Below are 24,339 nucleotides of genomic sequence, written 5' to 3' on the forward strand. Positions count from 1 at the left end.
TCCTTACATTGGGTTTTGGGGGCGCCAAGGTTCGATCAGCGCGTCCAGGTTCATTGCGTCGGCGAAGTCCAGGAACTGGTCGCGCAGCCAACTGATCTGGGTGCCGGCCGGCAGCGTTACGGTGAACGTGGCGTTGAGCATGGTGCCGCCGGTCTGCGGGGCCTGATAGGTGTCGCAGGTCAGGTTTTCCAGCTCGACGTTGTGGTCCATGAAAAACTGGCACAGCTCATTGATGATGTCCGGGCGATACGCCGAGCTGACATAAGCTACATAAGGCAGTGCTTGCGGACGATTTTCCAGCGCCGCACTGCGTACCACGTTGACGGTGAAGGCGTGGCGCTTGGCCAGGGTCGGCAGGCTGCCTTCAAGGCGGGCCAGCGCGTCCCAGCTACCGGAAACTTCCAGCACCAGGGCACTGCACTCGCCGTGGCGGGTCAGGCGGGACGTGACGACGGCGCAGCGATTTTCATGGCTGGCGCGGCACAGGACGTTAGTCAGCTCCATGGGGTTGGCGCCAAGGGCACTGATGACAAGGAATTGTTCGCGAACTGTGGGGGTGGACATGCAGCATTCCTAAAGCGATGAGCGGTCGGTAGGTCGATGGGCGTTGGCCGTCGGGATGCGTCTGCGCGTGCCCGTTCAGAATGCCCCGGACCCTGGCTCGCAATTCGCTCCAATAAAGGCGGAACGTGCAACTGCGACCCTGGAACGGGGCCTGGGAGGCCGAAAGGGGAGGCTGGAACCCGGCGTACAAGCTGATCTGTACCGATCAAAGTCTGAAGGGTAGCGAAAACCGACGCCAAGGGGAATGGCGGCGCAGTACTTCGCTTGTGCAAGCATCTTGGCGCCAGTACCATTACCGCTCTCTTTTTCCGGCAGGAGCGGTTTCATGATTGCGGGCAGTATGGTGGCACTGGTCACTCCCATGGATGCACAAGGGCGTCTTGACTGGGACAGCCTCAGCAAACTCGTGGACTTCCATCTCAAGAACGGCACCCATGCCATCGTCGCGGTCGGTACTACCGGCGAGTCGGCGACCCTTGATGTAGAAGAACACATCGCCGTCATCAAAGCCGTGGTCAAACAGGTAGCCGGGCGCATTCCGGTGATCGCCGGTACCGGCGCCAACTCGACCCGCGAAGCCGTCGAGCTGACCCGCAATGCCAAGGAAGCCGGCGCCGACGCCTGCCTGCTGGTAGTTCCGTACTACAACAAGCCGACCCAGGAAGGCCTGTACCAGCACTTCAAGCACATTGCCGAAGCCGTCGACATTCCACAGATTCTCTACAACGTTCCCGGCCGCACCTCCTGCGACATGCAGGCCGAGACGGTGATTCGCCTGTCCACCGTGCCGAACATCATCGGCATCAAGGAAGCCACCGGTGACCTGAAACGCGCCAAAGCCATCATCGACGGCGTGAGCAAGGACTTCATCGTGCTGTCCGGCGATGATCCGACCGCGGTCGAGCTGATCCTGCTGGGTGGCAAAGGCAACATCTCCGTAACAGCCAACGTCGCCCCGCGCGAAATGGCTGACCTGTGCGAGGCCGCGTTGAAAGGCGACGCCGATACCGCACGGGCAATCAATGAAAAACTGATGCCGCTGCACAAGGACCTGTTCATCGAAGCCAACCCGATTCCGGTGAAGTGGGCTTTGGTTGAAATGGGCCTGATGCACGAAGGCATCCGCCTGCCGCTGACCTGGCTGAGCGCTCCTTGTCATGAAACGCTTCGCACGGCCCTGCGCCAGTGCAGCGTCCTGGTTTAATTGAGGAAGTACAACGCATGAAGCGAATGGCCGGACTTTCCGCACTTGCCTTGATTATCTCCAGCACCAGTGGCTGCGGATGGGTCTGGGGCCCGGAAGGTTATTTCCGTGACCGTGGTAGCGATTACCTGGAAGCGCAACAGACTGCACCGATGCAATTGCCACCGAATGTCAGCACCTCCAAGCGTCTTGATCCACTGTTGCCGATTCCGCGCAACGTGGCCGATGACACTGCCAAGGGCGAATACGTGGTGCCGCGTCCACAACCGCTGACCGCGATTGCCGATGCAACCGACTACTCGCTGCAGAAGAGCGGTGACTCGCGTTGGGTCGTGGCCCAGCACCCACCGGCCGAAGTCTGGCCAGTGGCGGTGCAGTTCTTCCAGGACAACGGTTTCCGTCTGGATGAACAGCGTCCGCAAACCGGTGAATTCACCACCACCTGGCAGCATTCCGACGAGCTGTCCGCCGCCATGGCCAAGCGCCTGAGCGCAGCGGGTGTCGGCGCCGACAGCGAAACCCGCGTGCGGGTGCGCATCGAGCCAGGCGTGCAGCGCAACACCAGTGAAATCTACGTGGTCAGCGCCGAGCGTCCTGCCGGCAGCACCGCTGACGTCGATTTCACCAACCGTTCGGTCAACACTGGCCTGGACGCAGCGCTGGTCGACGACATGCTGGCGAGCATGAGCCGGACATCCGAGAAGGGTGGTTCGGTGTCGATGCTGGCTTCGCGTGATTTCGATACCCCAAGCCGTGTCAGCCTCAGCGAAGACGGCAGCGGCAACCCGGTGTTGAACGTCGGTCCGGATCTGGATCGTGCCTGGTCGAGCGTCGGTCGTGCGTTGGAGCAAGGTCAATGGCGAGTTGAGGACATCAACCGCAGCCTGGGTCTGTATTACATCAACCTGGCCGAAAAAGCCGAGAAGAAGGACGAGAAGCCTGGTTTCTTCAGCAGCCTGTTCGGCAGTGCGCCGACCAAGGAAGAAGTTGAAGCCCGCGCCGAGCGTTATCAGGTGCGCCTGAGCAAGGTCGGCGAAAACGTTCAGGTAACCGTCGAGAAGAACATCAACACCGTTGCGCCGGCCGATGTGGCCCGCAAAGTGTTGAGCGTGATTCAGGACAACCTGGGCTGATCACATGCGCTTTGCCGTTCTCGGCAGCGGTAGCCAAGGGAACGGCACGCTGATCGCCAGCGCTGATACGTATGTGCTGGTGGATTGTGGTTTTTCCCTGCGGGAAACCGAAAAACGCCTGTTGCGCCTGGGTGTGAATCCGGCGCAGCTGAGCGCGATACTCGTAACCCACGAACATGCCGACCACGTGCATGGCGTGGGTTTGCTGTCTCGGCGCTACAATCTGCCGGTCTACCTCAGTCGCGGCACACTGCGCGGGATGCGCAAACCGATCGAACCCGCAGGCTTTCTCGCCGGCGGCGAGCAGTTGCAGATCGGCGCACTGAACATCGGGGTCATTGCCGTGGCCCATGATGCGCAAGAGCCGACTCAGTATGTATTCAGTGACAACGAGCAGCGGCGCTTCGGCCTGCTGACCGACCTGGGTTCCTACTGCGAACGGGTGCTGGACGGTTATCGGGATCTCGATGCATTGATGATCGAGTCCAACCATTGCCGCGACATGCTGGCACGTGGTCATTACCCGCACTTTCTCAAGCAGCGGGTGGGCGGCGAGCTGGGACATTTGAACAACCATCAGGCGGCATTCCTGGTGGCCGAGTTGGGGTGGCAGGGCTTGCAGCATCTGGTTCTCGCCCACCTGAGCAGCAAGAACAACCTGCCGCAGCTGGCCCGGCAATGTTTTGTCGACACCCTCGGGTGCGACCCGGACTGGCTGCAACTGGCCGATCAAGATTCAGGGCTCGACTGGCGCCATATCGCCTAGCCCATCTACTTAGCAAGCGGAGCCCATCATGGAAAAACGTGAAGAACTCTACCGCGGCAAAGCCAAATCGGTTTACAAGACCGATGACGCTGACCGCTTGATCCTGCTGTTTCGCAACGACACCTCGGCGTTCGACGGCAAGCGCATCGAGCAGCTCGACCGCAAAGGCATGGTGAACAACAAGTTCAACGCCTTCATCATGCAAAAACTCGAAGCGGCCGGCATCCCGACCCAATTCGACAAGCTGCTGGGCGACAACGAGTGCCTGGTGAAGAAGCTGGACATGATCCCGGTCGAGTGCGTCGTGCGTAACTACGCTGCCGGCAGCCTGGTAAAACGTCTGGGCGTCGAAGAGGGCATGAAGCTCAACCCGTACACCTTCGAACTGTTCCTGAAGGACGACGCCAAGGGCGACCCGTTCATCAACGAATCCCACGTCGTGGCATTCGGCTGGGGCACCGCCGAGCAACTGGCGCGCATGAAAGAACTGTCGCTGAAGGTCAACGAAGTCCTGAGCAAACTGTTCGACGACGCAGGCCTCTTGCTGGTGGACTTCAAGCTTGAGTTCGGCGTGTTCAGCGACGGTTCTATCGTCCTGGGCGACGAGTTCAGCCCGGACGGCTGCCGTCTGTGGGACAAGGACACCAAGAAGAAGATGGACAAAGACCGCTTCCGCCAGGGCCTCGGTGACGTCATCGAAGCTTACGAAGAAGTCGCCAATCGTCTGGGTGTACCGCTTTAATCGACGCAAGCATCTGATAGCACGGAGAAAATTTTCGAAAGAGGGTTTGCTTTCGGCAGAAGTGTTGTTATGATGCGCGCCGTTGGAGAGATGCCAGAGTGGCCGAATGGGACGGATTCGAAATCCGTTGTACCTTCACCGGTACCTAGGGTTCGAATCCCTATCTCTCCGCCATTACATAGAAAAAGCCCCGTAGCTGAAGAGCTACGGGGCTTTTTTGTTTCTGCAGGTTTTAGAGACCCCGCCTCAGCTCCTCACGGCTGCGGATGCCCCAGCTTCTGCTTGATCAAGTCATACACTTCCTTGTGTGTCGAGTTACGCAGGGTGTTGTCCTTGCAAGCCGAGGCCAGGAAGGTCTTCACTTCGTCCTTGGCGTGCGGATAGAGGCTGGCGACGTAGTCGGCTTCGTGTGTTTGGGTGCAATTGAAGTGCTTGTCGTCTTTCGCTTTGTCTCTAGCCATGGTGCGGCTCCTTTTTTGAGTTGAACGTCAAATGGCGTAACAGGGCTGGATCGCCCCACACGCTAGAGAGCGTAGGGGCGCGGAAGTGCTTCGCCAGCGCTTCAGGCAAAAAAGGAAGAGGCTGTAGGACGTGGCGCTCTGCCAATCGCGGAGTCAGATCTCCTTCACCGGCGTATCGCTCTGCACACCCTTGATCAACTCGATCACGTGTAAACAGTCAGCCTTGTTCACATAGGACTCGCCACTGGCAACCGTCTCGTGGTTTCCCGCCCGCAGCCGCCAGCGCCATTGGCCTTTGCCGGTGCTCGGGGTGCCTCGGGATTGCCTGTAGATCTCGAAATACATTCAGTTCGCTCCTTGCGATGGTGTTTGCGACAACCTGTGTGTCGCATCGACGCAAGCCTAGCGGAGCGAGTTTTTTTCGCTATCGGGCATTTGTTTCCAATCGTTGGCAGATGTTTCTGAGGAGTGCGGACTAGAGCGTGCGCAATGGCGTCTGGATTGGCCGGAATGTCGCCAATTGCGCCTTGCAAGGCTAACGGCGCTACTGCTTAATACGGGACGGCTCATGGCGTTGAAAATGTTTCGACGACCGACAAACACTATAAAAAGAGCATTCCCTTGACTGAGCATGGAACAGCACAGGCCACACGGGTCACGTTATCGCTGGTTGTCCCGGTTTTTAACGAGGAGGACAGTCTCGACGCGTTCATTCGGCGCATTGATGAAGTCTTCCGGCACCAGACCTCGATTGCTCTGGAACTGGTGTTCGTCAATGACGGCAGTACCGATGCCACGCTTGAGGGGCTGCTGGAACGTCAGCGGCACGATTCGCGGCTGCGTATCGTCGATCTGAGCCGTAACTTTGGCAAAGAGGCCGCCTTGTCCGCTGGCCTGCAGATCGCCACCGGGCAGATCATTGTCCCCATCGATGCCGACCTGCAGGACCCGCCCGAAGTCATTCTGCAAATGATCGAGCGCTGGCGCGAAGGCTATGAAGTCGTGCTCGGCCATCGCATCAGTCGCCGCAGCGACACCTGGGCCAAGCAGACTTCCGCCCACTGGTTCTATCGCCTGCACAACAAGATTGCCGAGCAACCGCTGCCGGAAAACGTCGGTGATTTCCGTCTGATGGACCGTTGCGTGGTCGACGCCTTGCTGACCTTGCCCGAGTCCCGGCGCTTCATGAAGGGCCTGTTTGCCTGGGTGGGGTTTCGCACCACCCATGTGGATTACGAGCGGCCCGAGCGCGTGGCAGGGCAGAGCAAGTTCAACGGCTGGCGGCTGTGGAATTTTGCCCTCGAGGGCATCACCAGTTTCAGTACCGAACCGCTGCGAATCTGGACTTACATCGGCGCGGTGGTCTCGCTGGTATCGTTTGCCTTCGCCATTTTTATTGTGGTGCGCACACTGATCCACGGCATCGACATGCCCGGTTATGCCTCGTTGATGGTAGCCGTGACGTTCCTCGGTGGCCTGCAGTTGATCGGCATCGGCGTACTCGGCGAGTACCTGGGGCGCACTTACATCGAATCCAAACGCCGGCCGGTTTTTCTGGTGCGTCGCGTCTATGACCCCAAGGACTGATACATGGATCTCAAGGAAACCGACATCCTCGGCGACAGCATCGGCGAGCATTGGTATTACTGCTCCAAAGCGGCGGCAACGCGTCGTCTGCTCGGTGAGGCACCGATCACGCGGATTCTCGACGTGGGCGCCGGATCGGGTTTTTTTTCGCATCATCTGTTGACCCAAACCTCGGCGCAGGAGGCGTGGTGCGTCGATATCAGCTACCCAGCCGATTCTGATGCAAGCACTGCCGGCAAACCGGTGCATTATCGTCGCGATATCGAAGCCGTCGACGCGGACCTGGTGCTGCTGATGGACGTGCTGGAGCATGTCGACGACGACCTCGGCCTGCTCAAGGCTTACGTCGATAAAGTGCCGTCCGGCAGCCGTTTCCTGATGACCGTGCCGGCGTTCCAGTTTCTGTGGAGCGGGCATGACGACTTCCTCGAACACAAACGCCGCTACACCCTGGCGCAGTTTGAAGCCCTGGCCCGTGACGCCGGCTTGACTGTGCAGCGCGGTGCCTACTATTTCGGCGCGGTGTTTCCGATCGCGGCGGTCTTGCGTTTGCTGCCCCAAGGCCCGCAGGCCGCCGCGCCGCAGTCTCAACTCAAGCGTCATCATCCGTTGGTCAACGGCGTGCTCAAGACCCTCTGCCGCCTTGAACTGCCGCTGATGCGGATGAACCGTCTGGCTGGTCTGAGCGTGTTTGTGCTGGCGTGCAAACCGTGACTTCAGCCGACCGATCGGCGTTGATCCAGCGCGGTTTGCGCTTTGCCGTGACCGGGCTGTTCGTCACCGCGCTGCATGCGCTGGTGGCGGTGCTGTTCATCAACTTCGTGGCCCCGCAACCGCCGTTGGCCAACGGTGTGGCATTCGCTGTGGCTACGGTGGTGTCCTACGTGATCAACACCACCTGGAGTTTCTCCGCGCAGCTGCATGGCAGAACATTGGTGCGGTTCATGCTGGTGTCCTTCGGCGGGTTCTTGCTGGCGATGTTCGTTGCGTGGGCAGCGCAATTGGCTGGACTGCACTATTTGCTGGGCATCGGTGCCGTGGCACTGATCATTCCGGCGTTCACCTTTGTGCTGCACAATTTCTGGACGTATCGATGAAAGGCTTGAACAAGCATCCGGCCTTGGCGCTGTTGCCGCTCCTGCTGGGAGCGCTGGCGTTTTTTCTGGTAATCGGCCCGCGTGCCCTTGATCCGCAAAACATTGCCTGGCTCAAGGACGGCGACCCGGCGACGCATTACCTGGGCTGGGTGTTCTTCCGCCATTCTCCATGGTCCTTTCCGCTCGGGCTGAATCCGTCCTATGGAATGGAGTTGGGCAGTGCGATCATTTTTTCCGATTCCAATCCGCTGCTGGCGTTGCTGTTCAAGCCGTTCGATGCGTGGCTGCCGGAAACATTCCAGTACTTCGGCATGTGGTTGTTGCTGTGTTTCGTTCTGCAGGCCTGGTTTGCCTGGAAGCTGCTCGGCTTGATCACCGACAACCCCGTGTTGCGCCTGCTCGGCACAGGGCTCCTGGTGTTTTCGCCGCCGATGTTTCTGCGTACCGGTGGACATCTTTCGCTGGTCGGGCACTTCCTGATTCTCGCGGCGTTGTATCTGGCACTCCACCCGGCACTCGAGCGCCGACGTTTGGCGTGGGCAGCATTGCTCGCCGTGACGGCATTGGTTCACGCTTACCTGTTGGGCATGGTGGCGCTGATCTGGGTCGCGGATCTGTTTGGCAAGTTGTGGGCTGGCAAGCTGACGCGCCGTCAGGTCTTTATCGAGCTGGGCGGCTTGTTCGTGCTGGTGAGCGTGTGCTGCTGGCAGGCGGGTTATTTCAGTATTACCGATGGCGCGGCGGGCGGCGGTTTCGGCTTTTATCGAATGAACTTGTTGTCGCTGGTGGATCCAGACGGTTGGTCATTTGTCTTGCCGGGCATCCCCAAGGGCGCAGGCGATTACGAAGGTTTCAACTACCTGGGGCTGGGTGTCCTGTTGCTGCTGCCGCTGGCCGCTATCGGCTGGTACAAAAGTGGTATCTCGTTGAAGGCTTTGTTGTGCAGTCGCCCGTCCTTGTTGCTGGCGTTGATCGGATTAACGCTGTTCGCGCTGTCGAACCAGATCGGATTCGGCCTGCAGACGTTCAGCTATCTGCTGCCAGAATTCGTGCTGCGTGCAGCGAGTATTTTTCGTGCCTCGGGTCGGATGTTCTGGCCGGTGTTTTACGCCATCGTGATATTGCTGACTTATCTGGTGGTGCGCGGCTATCGAACGCGAGTCGCCATGGGGCTGCTGGCGCTGGCGTTAATGGTGCAAGTCACCGACACCCGGATTGCCTGGGCAGGTTTGAGAGCAGCGAAAATGCTGCCCGAAGCGTCGGCCTGGGCCAGCCCGATGCATGATCCGTTCTGGGCCAGTGCGGCGGCGCACTACAAGAGCATCCGTGCCGTGATGCCGAAAAATCAACCGGACCAGTGGCAGGCGATTGCCGATTTCGCCGCCACCCATGGGCTGGAAACCGACGCGGCTTACCTGGGGCGTACGAGCCCCAAGGCGCTGGACAAGCTGTCGCTCACGACGCAAAGCCAACTCGCCAGCGGCCAGTACGACAGCGATTCGCTGTACATCCTCGATGACGACGCGCTGGAGTTGGCGGTCAAGAGCATCCACAGCGAAACCGATCTGTTGACCCGCGTCGACGACTTTGTCGTGCTGGCCCCGGGCTGGAAACACTGTAATGACTGTCTGGCGATGGTCGATCAGGGGCGGGCGCTGTCGGCGATACCCTTGAGCCAGCCGGGGCTGGTGCAGACGTTCAACCGCAGCACTCGGCAACTGGTCAAAGGCTGGTCCACACCGGAAGCCTGGGGCACCTGGAGTGACGGACAGGATGCGCAACTGCTGCTGCGCGTGGCCCCCGGGTCGCATGCGCTGGTGATTGAGGCGCTGGCGTTTGCCATGCCGCCGAACCTCGGTCAGCGGGTGATCGTCAGCATCAATGGCGTCGAGGCGTTGTCGACGCGTCTGACCCAGGTGCAGGGCAATCGGCTGGAAATTCCGCTCAGCGCGGCGCAGGTCGCCGAGGAGTATCTGAATGTCCAGCTGCATCTGCCAGATGCGGTCAGCCCGAAAAAACTCGGTTTCAATGACGATGCGCGAGTCATGGGGCTGGGATTGCAAACCCTGACGGTGCAGTGAAATTGTCGAACAAACCGCCAATCGTCTGATAGACGCCGATCCCAAGGACTTCATACACTGCCAGCAGTCTGGGGATCGGGGGCAATGGATGAATCGAAATGAATTACGCAAGGCCGACATCAACCTGATGGTGGTGTTCGAGACCTTGATGCTCGAACGCAACGTCACCCGGGCGGCAGAGAAGCTGTTTCTCGGCCAGCCGACCATCAGCTCGGCCCTCAATCGCTTGCGCGCGATGTTCAATGACCCGCTGTTCATCCGCGTCGGCCATCGCATGGAACCGACCGCCCGCGCCGAAGAGTTGTTTAGGTATCTGTCGCCGGCGCTCGACTCGCTGTCGGTGGCGCTGAGCCTGACCCACGACTTCGACCCCGCGGTGAGCAACATGACGTTCCGGATCGGCCTGTCCGATGATGTCGAGTTTGGCCTGTTGCCGCCGCTGTTGCGGGCACTGCGCCAGGAGGCGCCGAGCGTGGTGTTCGTGGTGCAACACGTCGACTACTGGCGCATTCCCGATCTGCTGGCGGCCGGCGACATTACCGTCGGCATCAGCCAGACCCGTGGCTTGCCGGCCAATGCCAAACGCAAGCTGCTGCGGCATATCCAGCCGAGCATCCTGCGCGCCGACGCCTCGGATTCGCCGCTGACCCTCGACGAATACTGTTCACGTCCGCACGTACTGGTGTCGCACACGGCCAACATCAGCGGTTATGCCGATGAGTGGCTGGCGGAAATCGGCCGCACCCGGCATGTGGTGCTGTCGGTGCCGCAATACAGTGCGCTGCCGGCGTTGCTCGCCGGTACCGACCTGATCGCCAGCCTGCCGGACTATACCGCCGAAGCCATGGCGGCTTCTGGTCGACTGTTCAAAGAACCGTTCCCGTTCAAGACCCCGATGCTGGACCTGTCGATGGTCTGGCTCAGCCATGTCGACAGCGATCCGGCCGAACGCTGGCTGCGTTCGCGGCTTGAGGCATTCATGAGCGAACGGCCACTGACCGCGCCCTGAATCCCACCACAAATCTCCCCTGTGGGAGCGAGCCTGCTCGCGAAAGCGCAGTATCAGACAACATTGATGTGACTGACACGCCCTCATCGGGAGCAGGCAAAAACCCGCACGGGAGCAGGGCAATGCTGTGGTATATGTACGACCTTTCTGCCGACTGACTGGAGCACCGCATGCCACATCTGCACATGGAATACACCGCCAACCTGCCGCAGCTGAACGCGGATGTGGCGTTGATCCGTCTCAACAACACGCTGGTGGGGTCTGGTCAGTTCGCGGCGGAGTTCGATATCAAGAGCCGGGCGGTGAAGGTCGAGACTTTCAAGGTGGGCACCGGCATGGGCGAACGCGCCTTTGTCCACGTGAAACTGGCGCTGCTCAGCGGTCGTTCGCCGCAAATCAAGAAGCAGCTCTCGGAAAGTCTGTTGGCGGTGTTGCAGGATCTGTGCGAGTGGCCGGCCGGGGTTGAAGTGCAGCTCTGTGTGGAGTTGCTCGATATCGACCGCGATTCCTACACCAAGACCGCCATCGGCGTGTAGGACTCAGGCCGCTTCCAGCTCATTGCAGACCTTGATGACCTGCTCGCGCAGCCAGACGTTGGCGCTGTCCTGATCGGCGTTCTGGCTCCATTGCATGTCGAGGGTGAACCCCGGCAGGCCGTTCGGCGCTTCGCAGTGATTGAACACCGCGTCGTTGGTCAGCAGACGCTGGATGCGCCGGGGCAGGGTGAGGATGAAGTCGGTGCCGGTGATCATTTTCAGGGCCGCGCTGTAGCTGTTGGAACGGGCGACGATTTGCCGTTTCTGCGCCTGACGGGCCAGCCAGCCATCGACCATGTTGGTGCTGGACGTCCACGGTGTCGGGAACACATGGCGCCGCTCGGTGAAGGCCTGCAGGCTCAGGCGCGGTTCCAATGGCGTGGCGCGTTTGTCGAAGACGCAGACCAGATCGTCTTCCAGCAGCATTCGCGACTTGAGGTCGGTGTGGCTGCGGTGGAAGTTGGGGCCGAAACAGATGACCAGATCGAGGCTGCCTTCGCGCAGTTCGTCGGCGGGTACGTCGGTCTCGAACTTGTGCATGTTGACCACCACCGGTAAATCGTCGAAGTCGAAACGCTTCAACAGGCGTGGCAACACCAGTTGCTCGAAGTATTCCGGCGCGCAGATGTTGAAGGTTTTCGCTTGGTGGGTCGGGTCGAAGGCCGGGGCACCGGCATGGCACAGATTGATGCTTTCGAGAATTTTCTGCACATGGCCGTACATGGTGCCGGCCTTGTAGGTGGGGCGCATGCCCGTGCGGGTGTTGATGAACAGATCGTCTTCGAAACTGGTGCGCAATTTTTTCAGGCAGTAGCTGACAGTGGACTGGCTGACGCACAGCGTCTCCGAGACATCCGTGACGCTGCTTTGCTCATACACGGCGATAAACACCATGAGGTCCTGCATGTCGAGCTTTCGAAGCAAGTTACTGTTCAGCATCCGTTCCGTCTCGCTGTGCTCCTTGCGCTGGATCCGCGCAAACGTGTGCGCATGATCGTAACGGAACGATGGTGCCAGGACAAAGCCTTGTAGGACGATTCAATGTCAGTTGTGGGACAGAAAGTTTTAGCAACACGACGTCGCCAGATAAACCGCAAAAAGATGGCAAGAAGCCTCTACCCCGGCGATGGTATCTGGCTTCAGCGGATGTGTCGGGCGTATTGCCGAGGGTCGAAACGCAGCACGATCAGCAACATCACCACCATTACCGCAGTCAGCGACCACCAGGCCCATTCGAAGCTGCCGAGCCGGTCGCGGATGATTCCGGCCAGCAGCGGCGAAAGCCCGGCGATCAAGTAGCCGATACCTTGCACGAATGCGGTCAGGCCGCCGGCGCGCTGCGGGTTGTCGAGGTGATCGAGCGAGACGATCAGGCTCATCGGAAAGAGTCCGCCAATGCCCAGCCCCAACAGGCACGGCCACAGCAGGCTGAGGTGTTGCGGACTGAGGATCAACCCGCAGAAGCCTGCGATGATCAGCAGCAGTAAAGCTGCGAGGACCGCGCGACGATCACGGCTGCGGTTGGCGATAGCTGGCGTCAGCAGCCCGGAAATCACCTCCATGGCGGTCAGAAAACCCAGTAGTAGCCCGGCATCCTGTTCGCTCCAGCCTTGTTCCACGTAGTACGGCGCCAGCCAGGCGAGTACGCAGGTGTAGGACGCCGTGCCGAGGCCGAAAAAGATGGCAAGCAGCCAGGCACGGGTATTACGCGCGAAGGATTCTTTTCCTGCAGCTGTGTTCTGGATGGATGACGAGGGCGACTGCGTCCACCAGACCAGCAACGCGAGCAAAGAAAGTGCCGCCCAGATCGCCAGCCCGGTACGCCAACTGCCGGACTGCACCAGCACCAGCGGCGACAACGAGGCGGCCAGGGCGGCGCCGCCCATGATCGACGTGACATACAGGCCCATGCACAGCGCCACATGGTCGGGGAAGCGTGACTTGATCAGCACCGGCATCAAGGCTTGAATCAAGGCAATGCCAATCCCCGCCAGCACCGCGCTGCCAATTAACGGCGGCGCCGAATCGAGCCACAGCCGCGACAGCGTCGCCAGCCCGATAATCAGCAGCGACAGGATCACCGCGCGTTGCTCGCCCAGACGTCGACTGACGGCAATACCGAAAAACATCGCCAGTCCCATTGCCATCACCGGCAGCATGGTCAGCAGCGAAGCCAGGCTGAAACTCAGTGCAATGTCGCCGCGTATGGCCGACAGCAAGGGACCGACGGCGGCCATGGACGGGCGCAGATTCAGCGCGACGAGGATGATCCCGAACATCAGCCAGACAGCAGGGCGAGTGGTGGTGCGGAGGTTTTCCATCGGCAGACTCTGGATTGCGGAGGCTGCGGATTAGGCGGTGCGGCGCACGTATCGGCAAATCAGATTTCCCCGGTACTATTTAAAAACTAAATATCACTCTCCCCGTGTAGGAGCTGCCGCAGGCTGCGATCTTTTGATCTTGATCTTGAAAAACAAAATCAAAAGATCGCAGACTGCGGCAGCTCCTACAGGGTGAGGTTCGGACTCCTCTTGTTGACCACGCTGTCAGACTATTCTTTATCTCTGGCAGGATATTTCGTTACAGCTCTGGTCCTGCGCAGGCGCGTAAAACGCCGGCGGCGATATATACTGCGCGCCATTCTTCAAGGGAGAGCCGTGTGGCCATCGATATTCACTGGATTCGCGACAACGAAAGCCTCGCGCAGCTTTGCGCCGAGTGGCAGCAACTGCCGTTCGTTGCCCTCGACACCGAATTCATGCGGGTCGACACCTTCTACCCGATTGCCGGTTTGCTGCAGGTCGGTGACGGCAAACGCGCCTGCCTGATTGATCCGCTGACCATCGACGCCTGGCAACCGCTGGCGGCGCTGCTGGAAAACCCGGCGGTGCTTAAAGTCTTGCACGCCTGCAGCGAAGACCTCGAAGTGCTGTTGCGTCTGACCGGCAGCTTGCCGGCGCCGCTGTTCGACACTCAATTGGCCGCGGCCTATCTGAACCTCGGGTTCTCGATGGGCTATTCGCGGCTGGTGCAGGAGGTACTCGGTATCGAGCTGCCGAAGGGCGAGACCCGTTCCGACTGGTTGCAGCGTCCGCTGTCCGACACGCAGATCAGCTACGCCGCCGAAGATGCAGTGCATCTGGCGGAAGTTTTCGTACAGCTGCGGCCGAAACTGTCTGACGACAAATTCGCCTGGGTGCTGGAGGACGGCGCCGAACTGGTGGCTAACCTGCGCCGTGAAACCGACCCGTACGAGGTCTATCGCGAAGCCAAGCTGGCGTGGAAACTGTCCCGCGCGCAACTGGCGGTGCTGCGTGAACTGTGCGCCTGGCGTGAAAAAGAAGCCCGCGCCCGTGATCTGCCGCGCAACCGCATCGTCCGTGAGCACTCGCTGTGGCCGCTGGCCCGCACGCAACCGGACAACCTTGCGGCGTTGGGCAAGATCGAAGACATGCACCCGCGTACCGTGCGTCAGGACGGCCAGTTTCTGCTTGATCTGATCAAGCGCTCTGGCAGTGTGGGGCCTGATCAATGGCCGCCGGCGGTGCCGGAGCCATTGCCGGTCGAAGCCGCTGCGCTGATCAAGCAACTGCGCGCCCTCGGCCAGGTCGAAGCCGAGCGTCTGGGCATCGCGCCGGAACTGATGCTGCGCAAGAAAACCCTCGAAGCGCTGGTTAAAAGCGGCTTCCCCGAGGGCCCTTATCAATTGCCTGAGTCGCTGCGTGGCTGGCGCCGCGAACTCATGGGCCAGAAGCTGCTCGACAGCTTGGCCACCGCCGGAGAACAGCCTTGAAACGTATTTGCTCCATTTACCAAAGTTCGAAGAAACCCGGGATGTATCTTTATGTGCTCAAGAGCGATGCGCTTGAGCGCGTGCCCGAGGCGCTGATGGCGGCCTTCGGCAAGGCGAAGCATTCCTTTGACCTGGTACTGACCCCCGAGCGCACACTGGCGCGCGAGGACATCACCGTGGTTCTGGAAAACCTCGACAAGCAGGGCTATCACCTGCAGATGCCACCGGCCGAGGACGAGTACATCGAACACCTGCCCGAAGAGTTGCTGCGACGCAACGACCCGGTCTGATCTGCGAGGCCCTGTTCTGGGCCTCTTGCCACCCTGGAACTGATTTTACGGCGACGACCGCCACGAAGGAGCACTGCTCTTTCGGCGGTTGCCTGCACGGTTTGCGAAAGGTTTGAAGATGCGCGTTCTGATTGCTGAACACGACCACGCGGTGTACGCCCGGCTGCTGCGCCAGATGGCCCCCGAACTTGAAGTCCTGACCAGTGGCGACTCTGCCGAACTGGCGCGTCAGGCTGCCGATTGCCCGGTGTGGCTGGGGCAGCCGGACCTGTTGGCGACCCTGCTGCGTCAGGGCCACCAGCCGCAATGGCTGCAATCGACCTGGGCCGGCATCACGCCGCTGCTCGCTGATGGTCTGCGCCGCGATTACCGCCTGACCCGCGCAGTGGGAATCTTCGGTCAGGTGATGGCCGAATACGTACTGACCTACATGCTCGGTCACGAACGGGAAGTGCTCGCGCGCCTCGTGAGCCAGGTCGAGCGCAAGTGGGATAACCGCACCGGCCAGAGTCTGGTCGGGCGCAAGGTGCTGATCGTCGGGACCGGCGATATCGGTCAGAGCGTGGCGCAGTTCCTGCTGCCGTTCGGCGTCGAGTTGTACGGCATTGCCAGCAGTGCGCGTGAGCAGGCGCCGTTCATCGAAGTCGGTTCGATGGCCGATCTGCCACGGCTGGTGGGCGCGGTCGATTATGTGGTCAACCTGCTGCCGAACACCGCGCACACCCACGATATCTACGATGCGGCGCTGTTCAAGCAGTTCAAGCCGACCGGGTTGTTCATCAACGTCGGACGCGGCGTGGCGGTGGTGGATGCCGATCTGGTCGAAGCCTTGAAGGAAGGGCATCTGGCCGGTGCGGTGATCGACGTTTGCCGTCAGGAGCCGTTGCCGCAGCGCCATCCGTTCTGGACTGCCTGGGGCCTGCTGCTGACTGGACACAGCTCGGCGCCGACGTCGCCGGCGTTGATGGTGCAGTTGTTCGTCGAGAACCTGAAGGCGTATCAGGCGGGAGAAGCGTTGCGCGGAGAAGTGGACTTCAACCGCGGTTACTGAGGTGTAATCAAAAGATCGCAGCCTTCGGCAGCTCCTACATTGATCCCTGTAGGAGCTGCCGAAGGCTGCGATCTTTTGCGTTTAAAGGGTGAAGTTGCCTTCCGCCGCCAGCTCGCTCAGCGGGCGACGCGGGCTCGGCTCTTCACGGGCCTGCAGGTACTCGGCCAGGGTCGCCTTGTCACCCAGCTTGCCGACAGCGACCGCCGCATGCAGCGCATAACCTTGCGGAATATTCAGCTCCTTGCGGGTCAGCTCCTGATCGAAACCGGCCATGCCGTGGGTGTGCCAGCCGCTGATGCTCGCTTGCAGCGCCAGGTGGCCCCAGGCCGAACCGGTGTCGAAGGTGTGCCACAGCGCCGGGGTCTCTTCGCTGGCACCGGGGGCGGTGAAGGTGGTTTTCGAAATCACGATCACCAGCGCCGACGCGTGTTGCGCCCAGCTGCGGTTGAACTCGTTCAGCAAGCCCAGGAAGCGCTCCCAGTTCGGCGTATCACGACGCGCATACAGAAAACGCCACGGCTGCGAGTTGTACGCCGAAGGCGCCCAGCGTGCGGCTTCGAAAAAACTCAGCAGGGTTTCTTCCGGGATCGCTTCGCCGGTGAAGGCACGAGGCGACCAGCGATCGGTGAACTGCGGGTGAATGGCGTAATCGGCAACGCGAGGGTTGGCACTCATCAAAAGATTCCTTGCTGTGTTTGCGTCATGAATTCGTGGCAAAACCCTACTGGGCGGCGATTCGGCTGACAAGCGCGATTTACCGACAGTCGCCAGCGCTTGGCCCGCAAGGCCTTGGGCACTAGACTGGCGGCCTTTTCACCACCTGATGTTGATGCTTGAGCCATGGCCGCCAAAGTCGAACCGTTCTGGAAACGCAAAACCCTCGATCAACTGGATCACGAGGAATGGGAATCGCTGTGCGACGGTTGCGGTCTGTGCTGCCTGCAGAAACTCGAAGATGAAGAAGACAACAGCGTCTATTACACGCGCATCGCCTGCAAACTGCTGGACCTGAAAACCTGCCAGTGCAGCGACTACCCGAACCGCATCAAGTTTGTCCCGGACTGCATTCAGCTCACTCCGGGCCAGGCCGAAGCTTTCAAATGGCTGCCGCCGACCTGCGGTTATCGGCTGGTCAGCGAAGGCAAGGATCTGCCGCTGTGGCACCACCTGGTGTGTGGCGATCGTGACGCTGTGCACCACGAACGGATTTCCCAGTCCGGACGCATGCTCGCCGAAGGCAGCGTGCCGGAGGATGACTGGGAAGATCATCTGATTTTCCGCGCCGGATAAGTACCCAGGGTTTCCAGGATTGAACAAGGAGTGTGTATGGCTGGGGGATTGCTGCGGGCATCGCTGATCGCCCTGCTGGCGCTAAGCGCACCGGTGTGGGCGGCAAAGAAAGTCGATCTGGATTACCACGTGCGCCTGCTGCCGCAAAGCGATCAGGCCGAAGTGCGCCTGACCGTGGCCAAGGGCGAAGCGGTACGCAGCCTCGATTTTGACCTCGGCGATGGCAGCCACTACAGCGACTTCAAGGCTGATGGTCAGTGGCAATTGTCTCCGGGCAAGCATGCTCGGGGCCTCTGGCGTCCGAGCGGCGACAAGCCCAGCCTGACTTACCGCGTCAGCATCAGCCACGGCCGCAAGAGCGGCAGCTTCGACACGCGCATGACCCCGACCTGGGCGCTACTGCGCGGTGATGATCTGGTGCCGCCGGCCCGGCTCGATCAGCAGGATGGCATCGAGCTGGTGTCACGTCTGCAATTCGAACTGCCCAATGGCTGGCAAAGCGTTGAAACCGCCTGGCCGCGCATCGGCAAAAACACATTTCGCATCGACAACCCATCACGCCTGTTCGACCGTCCGACGGGCTGGATGCTCGCCGGTCACCTCGGCAGCCGCCGCACGCGCCTGGGCGAAACCGAAGTCAGCGTGGCTTCGCCGCAAGGGCAGGGCATGCGCCGCATGGATGTGCTGACCTTGCTGACGTTTGTCTGGCCGCAGGTGCAAGCGGTCTATCCCCGGCATCCGAAAAAACTGCTGATCGTCGGCGCCAACGACCCGATGTGGCGCGGCAGTCTCGGCGCGCATGAGTCGATCTATCTGAATACGCGCTTGCCGCTGGTCAGCGAGAGCGGCAGCAGTGCGCTGGTGCGTGAGCTGGCGCAGGTGTTCGGGCGCATCAACGATGAACATCGCAGCGACTGGATCAGTGAAGGCTTTGCCGAGTATTACGCGATCGAACTGGTGCGCCGTGCCGGCGGCATGAGCGATGAGCGCTATCAGGCGTTGCAGGCGAAGTTGACCCGGGACAGTCAGAAGGTGACGACGTTACGCGGCGAACAGATCAGTGCGGCGCAGCTTGCAAAAACGGTCATTGTCTTGCAGGAACTGGATCGCGAGATTCGCTTGAAGACGCGCAACAAGCGCTCGCTGGATGATGTGTTGCGCGGGGCGATGCATCTGGGGGCGGTGAGTACCAAGGAGTTTGTGCAACTGGCCGAGAGTGTTCTGGGCGAGTCTTCCAAAGTCCTCGATACCGTGTTACTCCAGTAAAGATCAAAAGATCGCAGCCTGTGGCAGCTCCTGCAGGGGAAACGCATTCCACATGTAGGAGCTGCCGCAGGCTGCGATCTTTTGCTTTTAAACCCCGGCCTTCGGCGATTTCACCGAATCATTGCCAGTCACCGTCGCGGTGCTGGTCGCCGCCTCGGCATTGGCCTTGAGCTGGCTCAGCTCTTCACCCGCGCGCTCGATTTTGGCCCGCACGTTGTTCATGTCCTGACGGCTTTTCTCCAGCAGGCTCTTCACCGAGCTGTGCCCGGTGATGCCACGGGCCATCGCCACACCGCCAATCGCCACTTGAATCAGACCGAACACGCCGCCACGGCGCAGGCCCTTGCCGACCATGATCACGCCACCGGCCAGCGAGCCGATGCGCTCCCAGCCTTGGACGTTCTGCTCGGTCGGGCTCTGGAACGGGGTGGAATCGATACGTTGGACACGTTTGAGTTCGGTCATGATCTGTCTCCCAGGCAATGTGCAATAGATAGATAAGCTGACTGCCACAGCGCCCGGCTCGTTCCATCGGATGTGCGACGTTTCAGCGGAATTTCGGCCCGGAGCGGGTATTCAGGCCTTTGGCCATGCGGTCGTAGAGCACCACGTTGACCGTCGCTGCCAGATTCATGCAGCCGGTGGTCGGGATGTACACGACGTCTTCGCACCAGTCGCGGATCTCTTTATCCAGTGAGCCGTCTTCCGGGCCAAAGATGTATAGCGCGCGATCCGGATGGGTGTATTCCGGCAGCGGGCGGGCGCCCTCGACCAGTTCCACGGCGACCGGGACGCAGTTGAGCGGGAGGATCTTTTTCAGGTCGTCGATGCCGATCAGCGGGATGTCGTAGTGCACACGCTTGGTGTCGGTGACGAAGTCGGCGGCGCGTTCATAACGCTTGCCGGTGTAGAACACCGACGCCACGCCGTAACAGCCTGCGGCGCGCATCACCGAACCGACGTTCTCCGGTGACTTGGGGTTGTACAAACCAATGCAGCTGTAACGTTTGTCTGCCACGAGCGGGGTGCCTTCGGGAAAAAGAGGGCGATTATACGGGGATTGGGGGAGGGCGGGCAGATTCGAGATCTGTGGTGTCTGGTCTGGCCTCATCGCTGGCAAGCCAGCTCCCACAGGTATCTCGGGTGTTCACAAAATTTGTGAGCGACCAAAATCATTGTGGGAGCTGGCTTGCCAGCGATGGGGCCAGTAATGGCAATGAAGATCAGTCTTCTTTTTTCATCAGGCCGGCGAGGGCGGCAAACGGGTTATGCGTCGCCTTGGCGATTTTCGGTGTGCTCAGCGAGCCGTCGCCGAAATACTGCTGGTCGGTGTAGCGCGAGTGCTCATTGTCATGGCAATACAGGCACAACAGTTCCCAGTTCGAGCCGTCCTGCGGGTTGTTGTCGTGGTTGTGATCGCGGTGGTGCACGGTCAGTTCGCTCAGGCGCTTGCCGGAAAACTCACGGGCGCAGCGGCCGCAGACGTGCGGGTACATCTTCAGGGCTTTGTCGCGGTAGCCCATTTCCTTGTCGCGCTGGTTGTCGGCCAGGATGCGATCGAGTTTCGACGTGTTGGTCGGAGTGGACGAACTCATGGGTTCACCTTTGTAAAAGACTGATGACGGTTATGTGCAGAGTTTAGCTCAGCCCTTGAGCTTCTCGGCAATCCAGATCGTGTGGCGGGTGCCTTTGTTGCCGTGGGCGAAGACCTGGACTTCTTCGGCCTTGAAACCGGCCTTCTTCAATTTGTCGGAAAACTGCCGGTCAGCGCTGGCCGACCACACCGCCAGCACGCCTTTGGGCCGCAGGGCCTTGGCGCAGGCGTTCAGACCGGCGGCGGAATACAGCCAGCTGTTGGCCTTCTGGGTCAGGCCTTCGGGACCGTTGTCGACGTCGAGCATGATCGCGTCGAAGCCGTTCGGCTCGCTTTGCAGGACCTTGGCCACGTCGTCCTGGCGGATCACCGTGCGCGAATCGAGCAACGGTCGCCCGGACTTTTCACCAAGCGGCCCACGGTTCCACTCGACCACCCCTGGCACCAGTTCGGCGACCACCACTTCGGCGCTCTTGCCCAGATGCTTGAGCGCCGAGGCGAGGGTGAAGCCCATGCCCAGACCGCCAATCAACACCCGTGAATTCGGCCGTCCGGCCACCTTGCGGCAAGGAATCTCGGCCAGCGCATCTTCGGAACCGTGCATGCGCGTGTTCATCAATTGCCCGCCGTCGCCGCCCTGGATCTTGATGACGAAATCCTCGCCATACTCGAACAGGCACAGGGCGCCGCCGCTGTCAGGGATCGGCGTGGTGTCGAGCAGAACGAAACGTTTCATGGAAATCTCTACAAGGGGGGAAGGCAAGCAGGCCCGTTGGGAGTAGCCTGAACGCAGACTAGAGGCCAAACGGAGCCCTTGATGAAGCGCATCATTCTAACGGCCATTGCCCTGGCCGCGCTCGCGATTACTGCAGTGCAGGCGCAGCAGACCATTCCGGTCAGCCCGACGCCGCAACCCGGATCACCGGGTACCGCCACGCCAACGCCGTATCCGCAAATCACCCCGATTAGCGCACCGAAGGCCGGCGCCGGCAGTGGCAGCCCGCCACTGGTGCCAATCGAAATGCCCAGCCCGCCGAGCAAGGATCAACCGGTGCCGGGTATCGAGCCGAGCAGCACCAAGGCCAAATCCCCCGGCGGTTAAACCTGTTGCGCCGCCAGTTGGCCGTCGGCCATGCGCAGGCGTTTGGAAAGGGACACGGCGAGGGCGCGAATGATCTTGGCGGCGATCTTCGGCGCGTCGTTGAGCATTTTTTCCAGTGAGTCCTTGCCCAGGTTGAGCAGTTGGCAGTTGCTCGCCGCGACGCAGGTCGCCGAACGGCGCTCACCATCGAGCACGGCCATTTCCCCGAACGCCCGACCGCTGCGCAGGGTGGCCATGGTGATGACCTGGCCGTCAGGGCCAGTCTTCTGCACCGCGACCTGACCGGTATGGAGGATGCACATGAAACTGCCGGCATCGCCCTCACGGAAAATCGCTTCACCTTCAGCCACGGTGCTGATGCTGAAGTAGCCCGAGGCCGCGGCGAAGTCCGCCAGTTGCAATTGATCGAACAGGCCACAGTCCATCAGCCAGTCGCGGATTTCGTTGTTCAGTAAGGTCGGTTCTGACATGTCGTTGCGGTCTTTATTGTTTTCACATTTTCAAGGCACTACACGATCCCCTGTAGGAGCTGCCGAAGGCTGCGATCTTTTGATTTTGAAAGGCGAGATCAAAAGATCGCAGCCTTCGGCAGCTCCTACACGGGTTCATGAGTATCGGCCTCTTGGGTCTGGAGTTAAGACCCAAGTGACCGATGGAGTTCCTCAGGCCAGGCCCAAAACCTTGAACACAAATGCATATTCGAGCGCTACGTCACGTAATCCCTGATAACGCCCGCTCATTCCGCCATGCCCGGCGCCGAGTTCGGTCTTGAGCAGCAGCAGGTTGTCGTCGGTCTTGGTCGCGCGCAGTTTCGCCACCCACTTGGCGGCTTCCCAGTACTGCACGCGGCTGTCGTTGTAGCCGGCGATCACCAGCATTGCCGGGTAAGCCTGCGCGGTGACGTTTTCGTACGGCGCGTACGCTTTGATCCGCTCGTAGACGTCCGGCTCTGCGGGGTTGCCCCACTCGTCATATTCGGTGACGGTCAGCGGCAAATCAGGGTCGAGCATGGTGTTGAGCACGTCGACGAACGGCACTTCGGCAATCGCCACGCCGAACAGGTCCGGACGCTGGTTCAGCACTGCGCCAATCAACAAGCCGCCAGCGCTGCCGCCGCTGATCGCCAGTTTTTCAGCGGTGGTGATGCCGTTGAGGATCAGAAATTCGGCGCAGGCAATGAAGTCGCTGAAGGTGTTGTGCTTGTGCTCCTGTTTGCCGGCGCGATACCACGCTTCGCCCAGCTCACCGCCGCCACGCACGTGGGCGATGGCGAACGCCATGCCGCGATCCAGCAGGCTCAGGCGCGCGTGGGAGAACCACGGGTCGAGACTGGAGCCGTAGGCGCCATAACCGTACAGGTACAGCGGCACCGGTTTGCCGACCATCTCGCGTTTCATCACCAGGCTGATCGGCACCTGCGTGCCGTCCGGCGCGGTGGCCCACAGGCGTTGGCTGACGTAGGCGTCGGCGTCGAACGGACCGAGCACCGGAGTTTCTTTCAGGACGGTTTGCTCGCCGCTGTCCAGCAGCAACTGCCGCACCTGCGCCGGACGGTTCAACGCCTCGTAACGCAGACGGATGCGGTCGCTCTCGAACTCCAGGCTGTTCTGCACATAGAGGCTGTAGGCCGCGTCCGGCAATTGCACGCGATACGGCGTCTGGCCCTGTGGGTGAACTTCGATGATCGGCAGACCGCCTTCGCGCAGGCTCAGGGTCATGGCCGCCGTGTTCAGCGTTACGCCGTCGAGCATCACCGTGTCGCTGTGCGGAATCAGGTTCTGCCAGTCGGCCTCGCTCGGCACGACACCGGTGTCCGGTGCCTGATACAGGGCGAAGTTGATGCCGTCACGGTTGGTGCGGATGAACCAGGTCCACGCGCCATCCAGCGCGCCGTGGTCGACATCGTATTCGTGATCCTCGACCCGGGGCGCCAGGCAGGTGAAGGGCAGGTGCGGCTGATGCGCGTCCAGGGCCCAGACTTCGCTGGTGGTCTTGCTGCCCAGGGTCAGCAGCAATTGCTGCTCGGAACTAGAGCGGTAGCAATGCAGGAAGAAACGTCCGTCCGGCTCATGGAACACCTCTTCGGCAGCGGTGCCGTCGAGGCGATAGCGAAACAGCTTGTGCGGGCGATGGGTGTCGTCGAGCACGCCGAAGAACAAGGTCAGGCTGTCGTTAGCCCAGGTCATGCTGCCATCGCAGTCCTGGAATTCCAGCTCGCTGACCTTGTCGCTGGCCAGTTCCTTGACGAACAGCGTGTAGATCTCGTCGCCCGAGGCGTCGATGCTGTAGGCCAGACGCTGGTGATCCGGGCTGATGCTGAACGCGCCGAGCGAGAAGAAGCCGCCGTTGGCCAGCTCGTTGGGGTCGAGCAGCAGTTGCTCGCGGCTCTCGTCGAGGGTCAGGCTGTCGTCGGCCGGACGCGGGCAGCGGTAATGCCGGGCGTATTCGTCACCCGCCGTGGTGCGCGTGTAATACAGATACGGCCCCCACGGCGAGGGCAGGGACAGGTCGGTTTCGAGGATCCGGCCCTTGATCTCTTCGAACAGGCTTTCGCGCAGGGCGGCCTGATCGGCGGTCTGTGCTTCCTGATAGGCGTTTTCAGCCTTGAGGTAGTCGAGCACCGCGTCGGTGTCGCGTTCCTGCAGCCAGGCATACGGGTCGGCACCGGCAGCCTTGTGGGCGATCGGGGCGCGGATGACGTGGGCGGATTCGGGCATGGAAGGCTCTCGGACAGTATTCGTAATAATGGTTTTCGCAGCTCTTGAAACCATCG

At 60.7% G+C, this 24,339-nt stretch carries 28 protein-coding genes and 1 tRNA gene; 17 read left to right on the forward strand and 12 right to left on the reverse strand.

What is annotated here, in order from left to right; translation table 11 throughout:
• Positions 1-3 precede the first annotated feature (3 nt).
• On the reverse strand, positions 4-564 hold the full coding sequence (locus GTQ41_RS07195; protein WP_047292291.1) for a glycine cleavage system protein R: 561 nt from the start codon (positions 562-564) through the stop codon (positions 4-6).
• A gap of 325 nt (positions 565-889) precedes the next feature.
• On the opposite strand from GTQ41_RS07195, the gene dapA reads away from it, so the two are divergent.
• The 5 genes from dapA to GTQ41_RS07220 all read left to right on the forward strand — a co-directional run bounded on the left by dapA (position 890) and on the right by GTQ41_RS07220 (position 4,583).
• Positions 890-1,768, forward strand: coding sequence for a 4-hydroxy-tetrahydrodipicolinate synthase (gene dapA, locus GTQ41_RS07200; protein ID WP_047292292.1), 879 nt, complete (start codon positions 890-892; stop codon positions 1,766-1,768).
• Between the two features lie 17 nt (positions 1,769-1,785).
• The gene (bamC, locus tag GTQ41_RS07205; RefSeq protein WP_041070366.1) at positions 1,786-2,901 is read left to right on the forward strand and encodes an outer membrane protein assembly factor BamC; all 1,116 of its coding nucleotides are present in this window, start codon (positions 1,786-1,788) and stop codon (positions 2,899-2,901) included.
• A gap of 4 nt (positions 2,902-2,905) precedes the next feature.
• A complete protein-coding gene (locus GTQ41_RS07210) occupies positions 2,906-3,667 on the forward strand; it encodes an MBL fold metallo-hydrolase (RefSeq protein ID WP_047292293.1) in 762 nt (253 codons plus the stop codon).
• A gap of 28 nt (positions 3,668-3,695) precedes the next feature.
• On the forward strand, positions 3,696-4,409 hold the full coding sequence (gene purC / locus GTQ41_RS07215) for a phosphoribosylaminoimidazolesuccinocarboxamide synthase (protein WP_007963288.1): 714 nt from the start codon (positions 3,696-3,698) through the stop codon (positions 4,407-4,409).
• A gap of 84 nt (positions 4,410-4,493) precedes the next feature.
• Positions 4,494-4,583, forward strand: a tRNA-Ser gene (locus tag GTQ41_RS07220).
• 80 nt (positions 4,584-4,663) lie between these two features.
• Here GTQ41_RS07220 and GTQ41_RS07225 read toward each other — a convergent pair.
• Positions 4,664-4,870 carry a hypothetical protein gene (locus GTQ41_RS07225; protein ID WP_027614505.1) on the reverse strand — a complete coding sequence of 69 codons (207 nt, stop codon included), beginning with the start codon at positions 4,868-4,870 and terminating at the stop codon, positions 4,664-4,666.
• A 153-nt stretch (positions 4,871-5,023) separates the two neighbouring features.
• Positions 5,024-5,215: a DUF1508 domain-containing protein gene (locus GTQ41_RS07230; RefSeq protein WP_041070360.1), complete on the reverse strand. Its 192-nt coding sequence runs from the start codon at positions 5,213-5,215 to the stop codon at positions 5,024-5,026.
• A gap of 276 nt (positions 5,216-5,491) precedes the next feature.
• On the opposite strand from GTQ41_RS07230, the gene GTQ41_RS07235 reads away from it, so the two are divergent.
• The 6 genes from GTQ41_RS07235 (at position 5,492) to GTQ41_RS07260 (ending at position 11,180) form a co-directional block, all read left to right on the forward strand.
• Positions 5,492-6,457, forward strand: coding sequence for a glycosyltransferase family 2 protein (locus tag GTQ41_RS07235; protein WP_047292294.1), 966 nt, complete (start codon positions 5,492-5,494; stop codon positions 6,455-6,457).
• 3 nt (positions 6,458-6,460) lie between these two features.
• Complete coding sequence (locus GTQ41_RS07240; protein WP_047292295.1) at positions 6,461-7,171, forward strand: bifunctional 2-polyprenyl-6-hydroxyphenol methylase/3-demethylubiquinol 3-O-methyltransferase UbiG; 711 nt, start codon at positions 6,461-6,463, stop codon at positions 7,169-7,171.
• Entirely contained in the window at positions 7,168-7,554 is a 387-nt protein-coding gene (locus GTQ41_RS07245; protein ID WP_047292297.1) for a GtrA family protein, read from the forward strand. The genes GTQ41_RS07240 and GTQ41_RS07245 overlap by 4 nt, the downstream gene beginning before the upstream one ends.
• Positions 7,551-9,635 carry a DUF6311 domain-containing protein gene (locus GTQ41_RS07250; RefSeq protein WP_047292299.1) on the forward strand — a complete coding sequence of 695 codons (2,085 nt, stop codon included), beginning with the start codon at positions 7,551-7,553 and terminating at the stop codon, positions 9,633-9,635. Before GTQ41_RS07245 ends, GTQ41_RS07250 begins: the two co-directional genes overlap by 4 nt.
• Before the next feature lie 88 nt (positions 9,636-9,723).
• Positions 9,724-10,644, forward strand: a complete 921-nt coding sequence (locus tag GTQ41_RS07255) for a LysR substrate-binding domain-containing protein (protein ID WP_041070352.1) — start codon at positions 9,724-9,726, stop codon at positions 10,642-10,644.
• A gap of 170 nt (positions 10,645-10,814) precedes the next feature.
• The gene (locus tag GTQ41_RS07260; protein ID WP_041070350.1) at positions 10,815-11,180 is read left to right on the forward strand and encodes a 5-carboxymethyl-2-hydroxymuconate Delta-isomerase; all 366 of its coding nucleotides are present in this window, start codon (positions 10,815-10,817) and stop codon (positions 11,178-11,180) included.
• Between the two features lie 3 nt (positions 11,181-11,183).
• On the opposite strand, the gene GTQ41_RS07265 is transcribed toward GTQ41_RS07260, so the two are convergent.
• Both GTQ41_RS07265 and GTQ41_RS07270 read right to left on the reverse strand, forming a co-directional pair.
• A complete protein-coding gene (locus GTQ41_RS07265; protein WP_047292301.1) occupies positions 11,184-12,119 on the reverse strand; it encodes a LysR family transcriptional regulator in 936 nt (311 codons plus the stop codon).
• A gap of 200 nt (positions 12,120-12,319) precedes the next feature.
• Positions 12,320-13,501, reverse strand: a complete 1,182-nt coding sequence (locus tag GTQ41_RS07270; RefSeq protein WP_047292303.1) for a cyanate transporter — start codon at positions 13,499-13,501, stop codon at positions 12,320-12,322.
• A 338-nt stretch (positions 13,502-13,839) separates the two neighbouring features.
• Between GTQ41_RS07270 and rnd the strand changes: the two genes are divergently transcribed.
• The 3 genes from rnd (at position 13,840) to GTQ41_RS07285 (ending at position 16,314) form a co-directional block, all read left to right on the forward strand.
• Positions 13,840-14,973, forward strand: a complete 1,134-nt coding sequence (rnd, locus tag GTQ41_RS07275) for a ribonuclease D (protein WP_047292306.1) — start codon at positions 13,840-13,842, stop codon at positions 14,971-14,973.
• The gene (locus GTQ41_RS07280) at positions 14,970-15,263 is read left to right on the forward strand and encodes a YcgL domain-containing protein (protein WP_003222599.1); all 294 of its coding nucleotides are present in this window, start codon (positions 14,970-14,972) and stop codon (positions 15,261-15,263) included. Before rnd ends, GTQ41_RS07280 begins: the two co-directional genes overlap by 4 nt.
• 118 nt (positions 15,264-15,381) lie before the next feature.
• On the forward strand, positions 15,382-16,314 hold the full coding sequence (locus GTQ41_RS07285; protein WP_041070342.1) for a D-2-hydroxyacid dehydrogenase: 933 nt from the start codon (positions 15,382-15,384) through the stop codon (positions 16,312-16,314).
• Between the two features lie 81 nt (positions 16,315-16,395).
• Here GTQ41_RS07285 and GTQ41_RS07290 read toward each other — a convergent pair whose 3' ends face one another.
• On the reverse strand, positions 16,396-16,989 hold the full coding sequence (locus GTQ41_RS07290) for a nitroreductase family protein (protein ID WP_047292309.1): 594 nt from the start codon (positions 16,987-16,989) through the stop codon (positions 16,396-16,398).
• 165 nt (positions 16,990-17,154) lie between these two features.
• Here GTQ41_RS07290 and GTQ41_RS07295 point away from each other — a divergent pair, with 165 nt between their 5' ends.
• Together GTQ41_RS07295 and GTQ41_RS07300 are read left to right on the forward strand one after the other, a co-directional pair.
• Entirely contained in the window at positions 17,155-17,604 is a 450-nt protein-coding gene (locus tag GTQ41_RS07295) for a YcgN family cysteine cluster protein (RefSeq protein WP_047292311.1), read from the forward strand.
• Between the two features lie 36 nt (positions 17,605-17,640).
• Positions 17,641-18,870 carry a hypothetical protein gene (locus tag GTQ41_RS07300; protein WP_217325474.1) on the forward strand — a complete coding sequence of 410 codons (1,230 nt, stop codon included), beginning with the start codon at positions 17,641-17,643 and terminating at the stop codon, positions 18,868-18,870.
• An 87-nt stretch (positions 18,871-18,957) separates the two neighbouring features.
• Here GTQ41_RS07300 and GTQ41_RS07305 read toward each other — a convergent pair whose 3' ends face one another.
• The 4 genes from GTQ41_RS07305 to GTQ41_RS07320 form a co-directional block, all read right to left on the reverse strand.
• Positions 18,958-19,335 (reverse strand): DUF2892 domain-containing protein, encoded by a 378-nt coding sequence (locus tag GTQ41_RS07305; protein WP_041070334.1) that lies wholly within the window; start codon positions 19,333-19,335, stop codon positions 18,958-18,960.
• Positions 19,336-19,417: 82 nt separating this feature from the next.
• Complete coding sequence (locus GTQ41_RS07310) at positions 19,418-19,888, reverse strand: RNA methyltransferase (protein WP_007911337.1); 471 nt, start codon at positions 19,886-19,888, stop codon at positions 19,418-19,420.
• A gap of 205 nt (positions 19,889-20,093) precedes the next feature.
• Positions 20,094-20,465 carry a YajD family HNH nuclease gene (locus tag GTQ41_RS07315; RefSeq protein ID WP_003222612.1) on the reverse strand — a complete coding sequence of 124 codons (372 nt, stop codon included), beginning with the start codon at positions 20,463-20,465 and terminating at the stop codon, positions 20,094-20,096.
• Positions 20,466-20,513: 48 nt separating this feature from the next.
• Entirely contained in the window at positions 20,514-21,200 is a 687-nt protein-coding gene (locus tag GTQ41_RS07320) for a spermidine synthase (RefSeq protein WP_047292317.1), read from the reverse strand.
• 81 nt (positions 21,201-21,281) lie between these two features.
• Here GTQ41_RS07320 and GTQ41_RS07325 point away from each other — a divergent pair, with 81 nt between their 5' ends.
• A complete protein-coding gene (locus tag GTQ41_RS07325) occupies positions 21,282-21,566 on the forward strand; it encodes a hypothetical protein (RefSeq protein ID WP_047292319.1) in 285 nt (94 codons plus the stop codon).
• Here GTQ41_RS07325 and GTQ41_RS07330 read toward each other — a convergent pair.
• Positions 21,563-22,036, reverse strand: coding sequence for a cyclic nucleotide-binding domain-containing protein (locus GTQ41_RS07330; RefSeq protein WP_041070525.1), 474 nt, complete (start codon positions 22,034-22,036; stop codon positions 21,563-21,565). The two genes, GTQ41_RS07325 and GTQ41_RS07330, sit on opposite strands and share 4 nt — an antisense overlap.
• 192 nt (positions 22,037-22,228) lie before the next feature.
• Complete coding sequence (locus tag GTQ41_RS07335) at positions 22,229-24,283, reverse strand: S9 family peptidase (protein ID WP_047292321.1); 2,055 nt, start codon at positions 24,281-24,283, stop codon at positions 22,229-22,231.
• Positions 24,284-24,339 lie beyond the last annotated feature (56 nt).

The organism is Pseudomonas sp. AN-B15 (genome assembly GCF_019056475.1).
Classification (GTDB): domain Bacteria; phylum Pseudomonadota; class Gammaproteobacteria; order Pseudomonadales; family Pseudomonadaceae; genus Aquipseudomonas; species Aquipseudomonas parakoreensis.

Coding starts and splice junctions, on each gene's coding strand:
- GTQ41_RS07195 (WP_047292291.1), bottom strand. CDS start 564: ATGTCCACCCCCACAGTTCGCGAACAATTCCTTGTCATCAGTGCCCTT.
- dapA (WP_047292292.1), top strand. CDS start 890: ATGATTGCGGGCAGTATGGTGGCACTGGTCACTCCCATGGATGCACAA.
- bamC (WP_041070366.1), top strand. CDS start 1,786: ATGAAGCGAATGGCCGGACTTTCCGCACTTGCCTTGATTATCTCCAGC.
- GTQ41_RS07210 (WP_047292293.1), top strand. CDS start 2,906: ATGCGCTTTGCCGTTCTCGGCAGCGGTAGCCAAGGGAACGGCACGCTG.
- purC (WP_007963288.1), top strand. CDS start 3,696: ATGGAAAAACGTGAAGAACTCTACCGCGGCAAAGCCAAATCGGTTTAC.
- GTQ41_RS07225 (WP_027614505.1), bottom strand. CDS start 4,870: ATGGCTAGAGACAAAGCGAAAGACGACAAGCACTTCAATTGCACCCAA.
- GTQ41_RS07230 (WP_041070360.1), bottom strand. CDS start 5,215: ATGTATTTCGAGATCTACAGGCAATCCCGAGGCACCCCGAGCACCGGC.
- GTQ41_RS07240 (WP_047292295.1), top strand. CDS start 6,461: ATGGATCTCAAGGAAACCGACATCCTCGGCGACAGCATCGGCGAGCAT.
- GTQ41_RS07250 (WP_047292299.1), top strand. CDS start 7,551: ATGAAAGGCTTGAACAAGCATCCGGCCTTGGCGCTGTTGCCGCTCCTG.
- GTQ41_RS07255 (WP_041070352.1), top strand. CDS start 9,724: ATGAATCGAAATGAATTACGCAAGGCCGACATCAACCTGATGGTGGTG.
- GTQ41_RS07260 (WP_041070350.1), top strand. CDS start 10,815: ATGCCACATCTGCACATGGAATACACCGCCAACCTGCCGCAGCTGAAC.
- GTQ41_RS07265 (WP_047292301.1), bottom strand. CDS start 12,119: ATGCTGAACAGTAACTTGCTTCGAAAGCTCGACATGCAGGACCTCATG.
- GTQ41_RS07270 (WP_047292303.1), bottom strand. CDS start 13,501: ATGGAAAACCTCCGCACCACCACTCGCCCTGCTGTCTGGCTGATGTTC.
- GTQ41_RS07285 (WP_041070342.1), top strand. CDS start 15,382: ATGCGCGTTCTGATTGCTGAACACGACCACGCGGTGTACGCCCGGCTG.
- GTQ41_RS07290 (WP_047292309.1), bottom strand. CDS start 16,989: ATGAGTGCCAACCCTCGCGTTGCCGATTACGCCATTCACCCGCAGTTC.
- GTQ41_RS07295 (WP_047292311.1), top strand. CDS start 17,155: ATGGCCGCCAAAGTCGAACCGTTCTGGAAACGCAAAACCCTCGATCAA.
- GTQ41_RS07300 (WP_217325474.1), top strand. CDS start 17,641: ATGGCTGGGGGATTGCTGCGGGCATCGCTGATCGCCCTGCTGGCGCTA.
- GTQ41_RS07305 (WP_041070334.1), bottom strand. CDS start 19,335: ATGACCGAACTCAAACGTGTCCAACGTATCGATTCCACCCCGTTCCAG.
- GTQ41_RS07315 (WP_003222612.1), bottom strand. CDS start 20,465: ATGAGTTCGTCCACTCCGACCAACACGTCGAAACTCGATCGCATCCTG.
- GTQ41_RS07320 (WP_047292317.1), bottom strand. CDS start 21,200: ATGAAACGTTTCGTTCTGCTCGACACCACGCCGATCCCTGACAGCGGC.
- GTQ41_RS07325 (WP_047292319.1), top strand. CDS start 21,282: ATGAAGCGCATCATTCTAACGGCCATTGCCCTGGCCGCGCTCGCGATT.
- GTQ41_RS07330 (WP_041070525.1), bottom strand. CDS start 22,036: ATGTCAGAACCGACCTTACTGAACAACGAAATCCGCGACTGGCTGATG.
- GTQ41_RS07335 (WP_047292321.1), bottom strand. CDS start 24,283: ATGCCCGAATCCGCCCACGTCATCCGCGCCCCGATCGCCCACAAGGCT.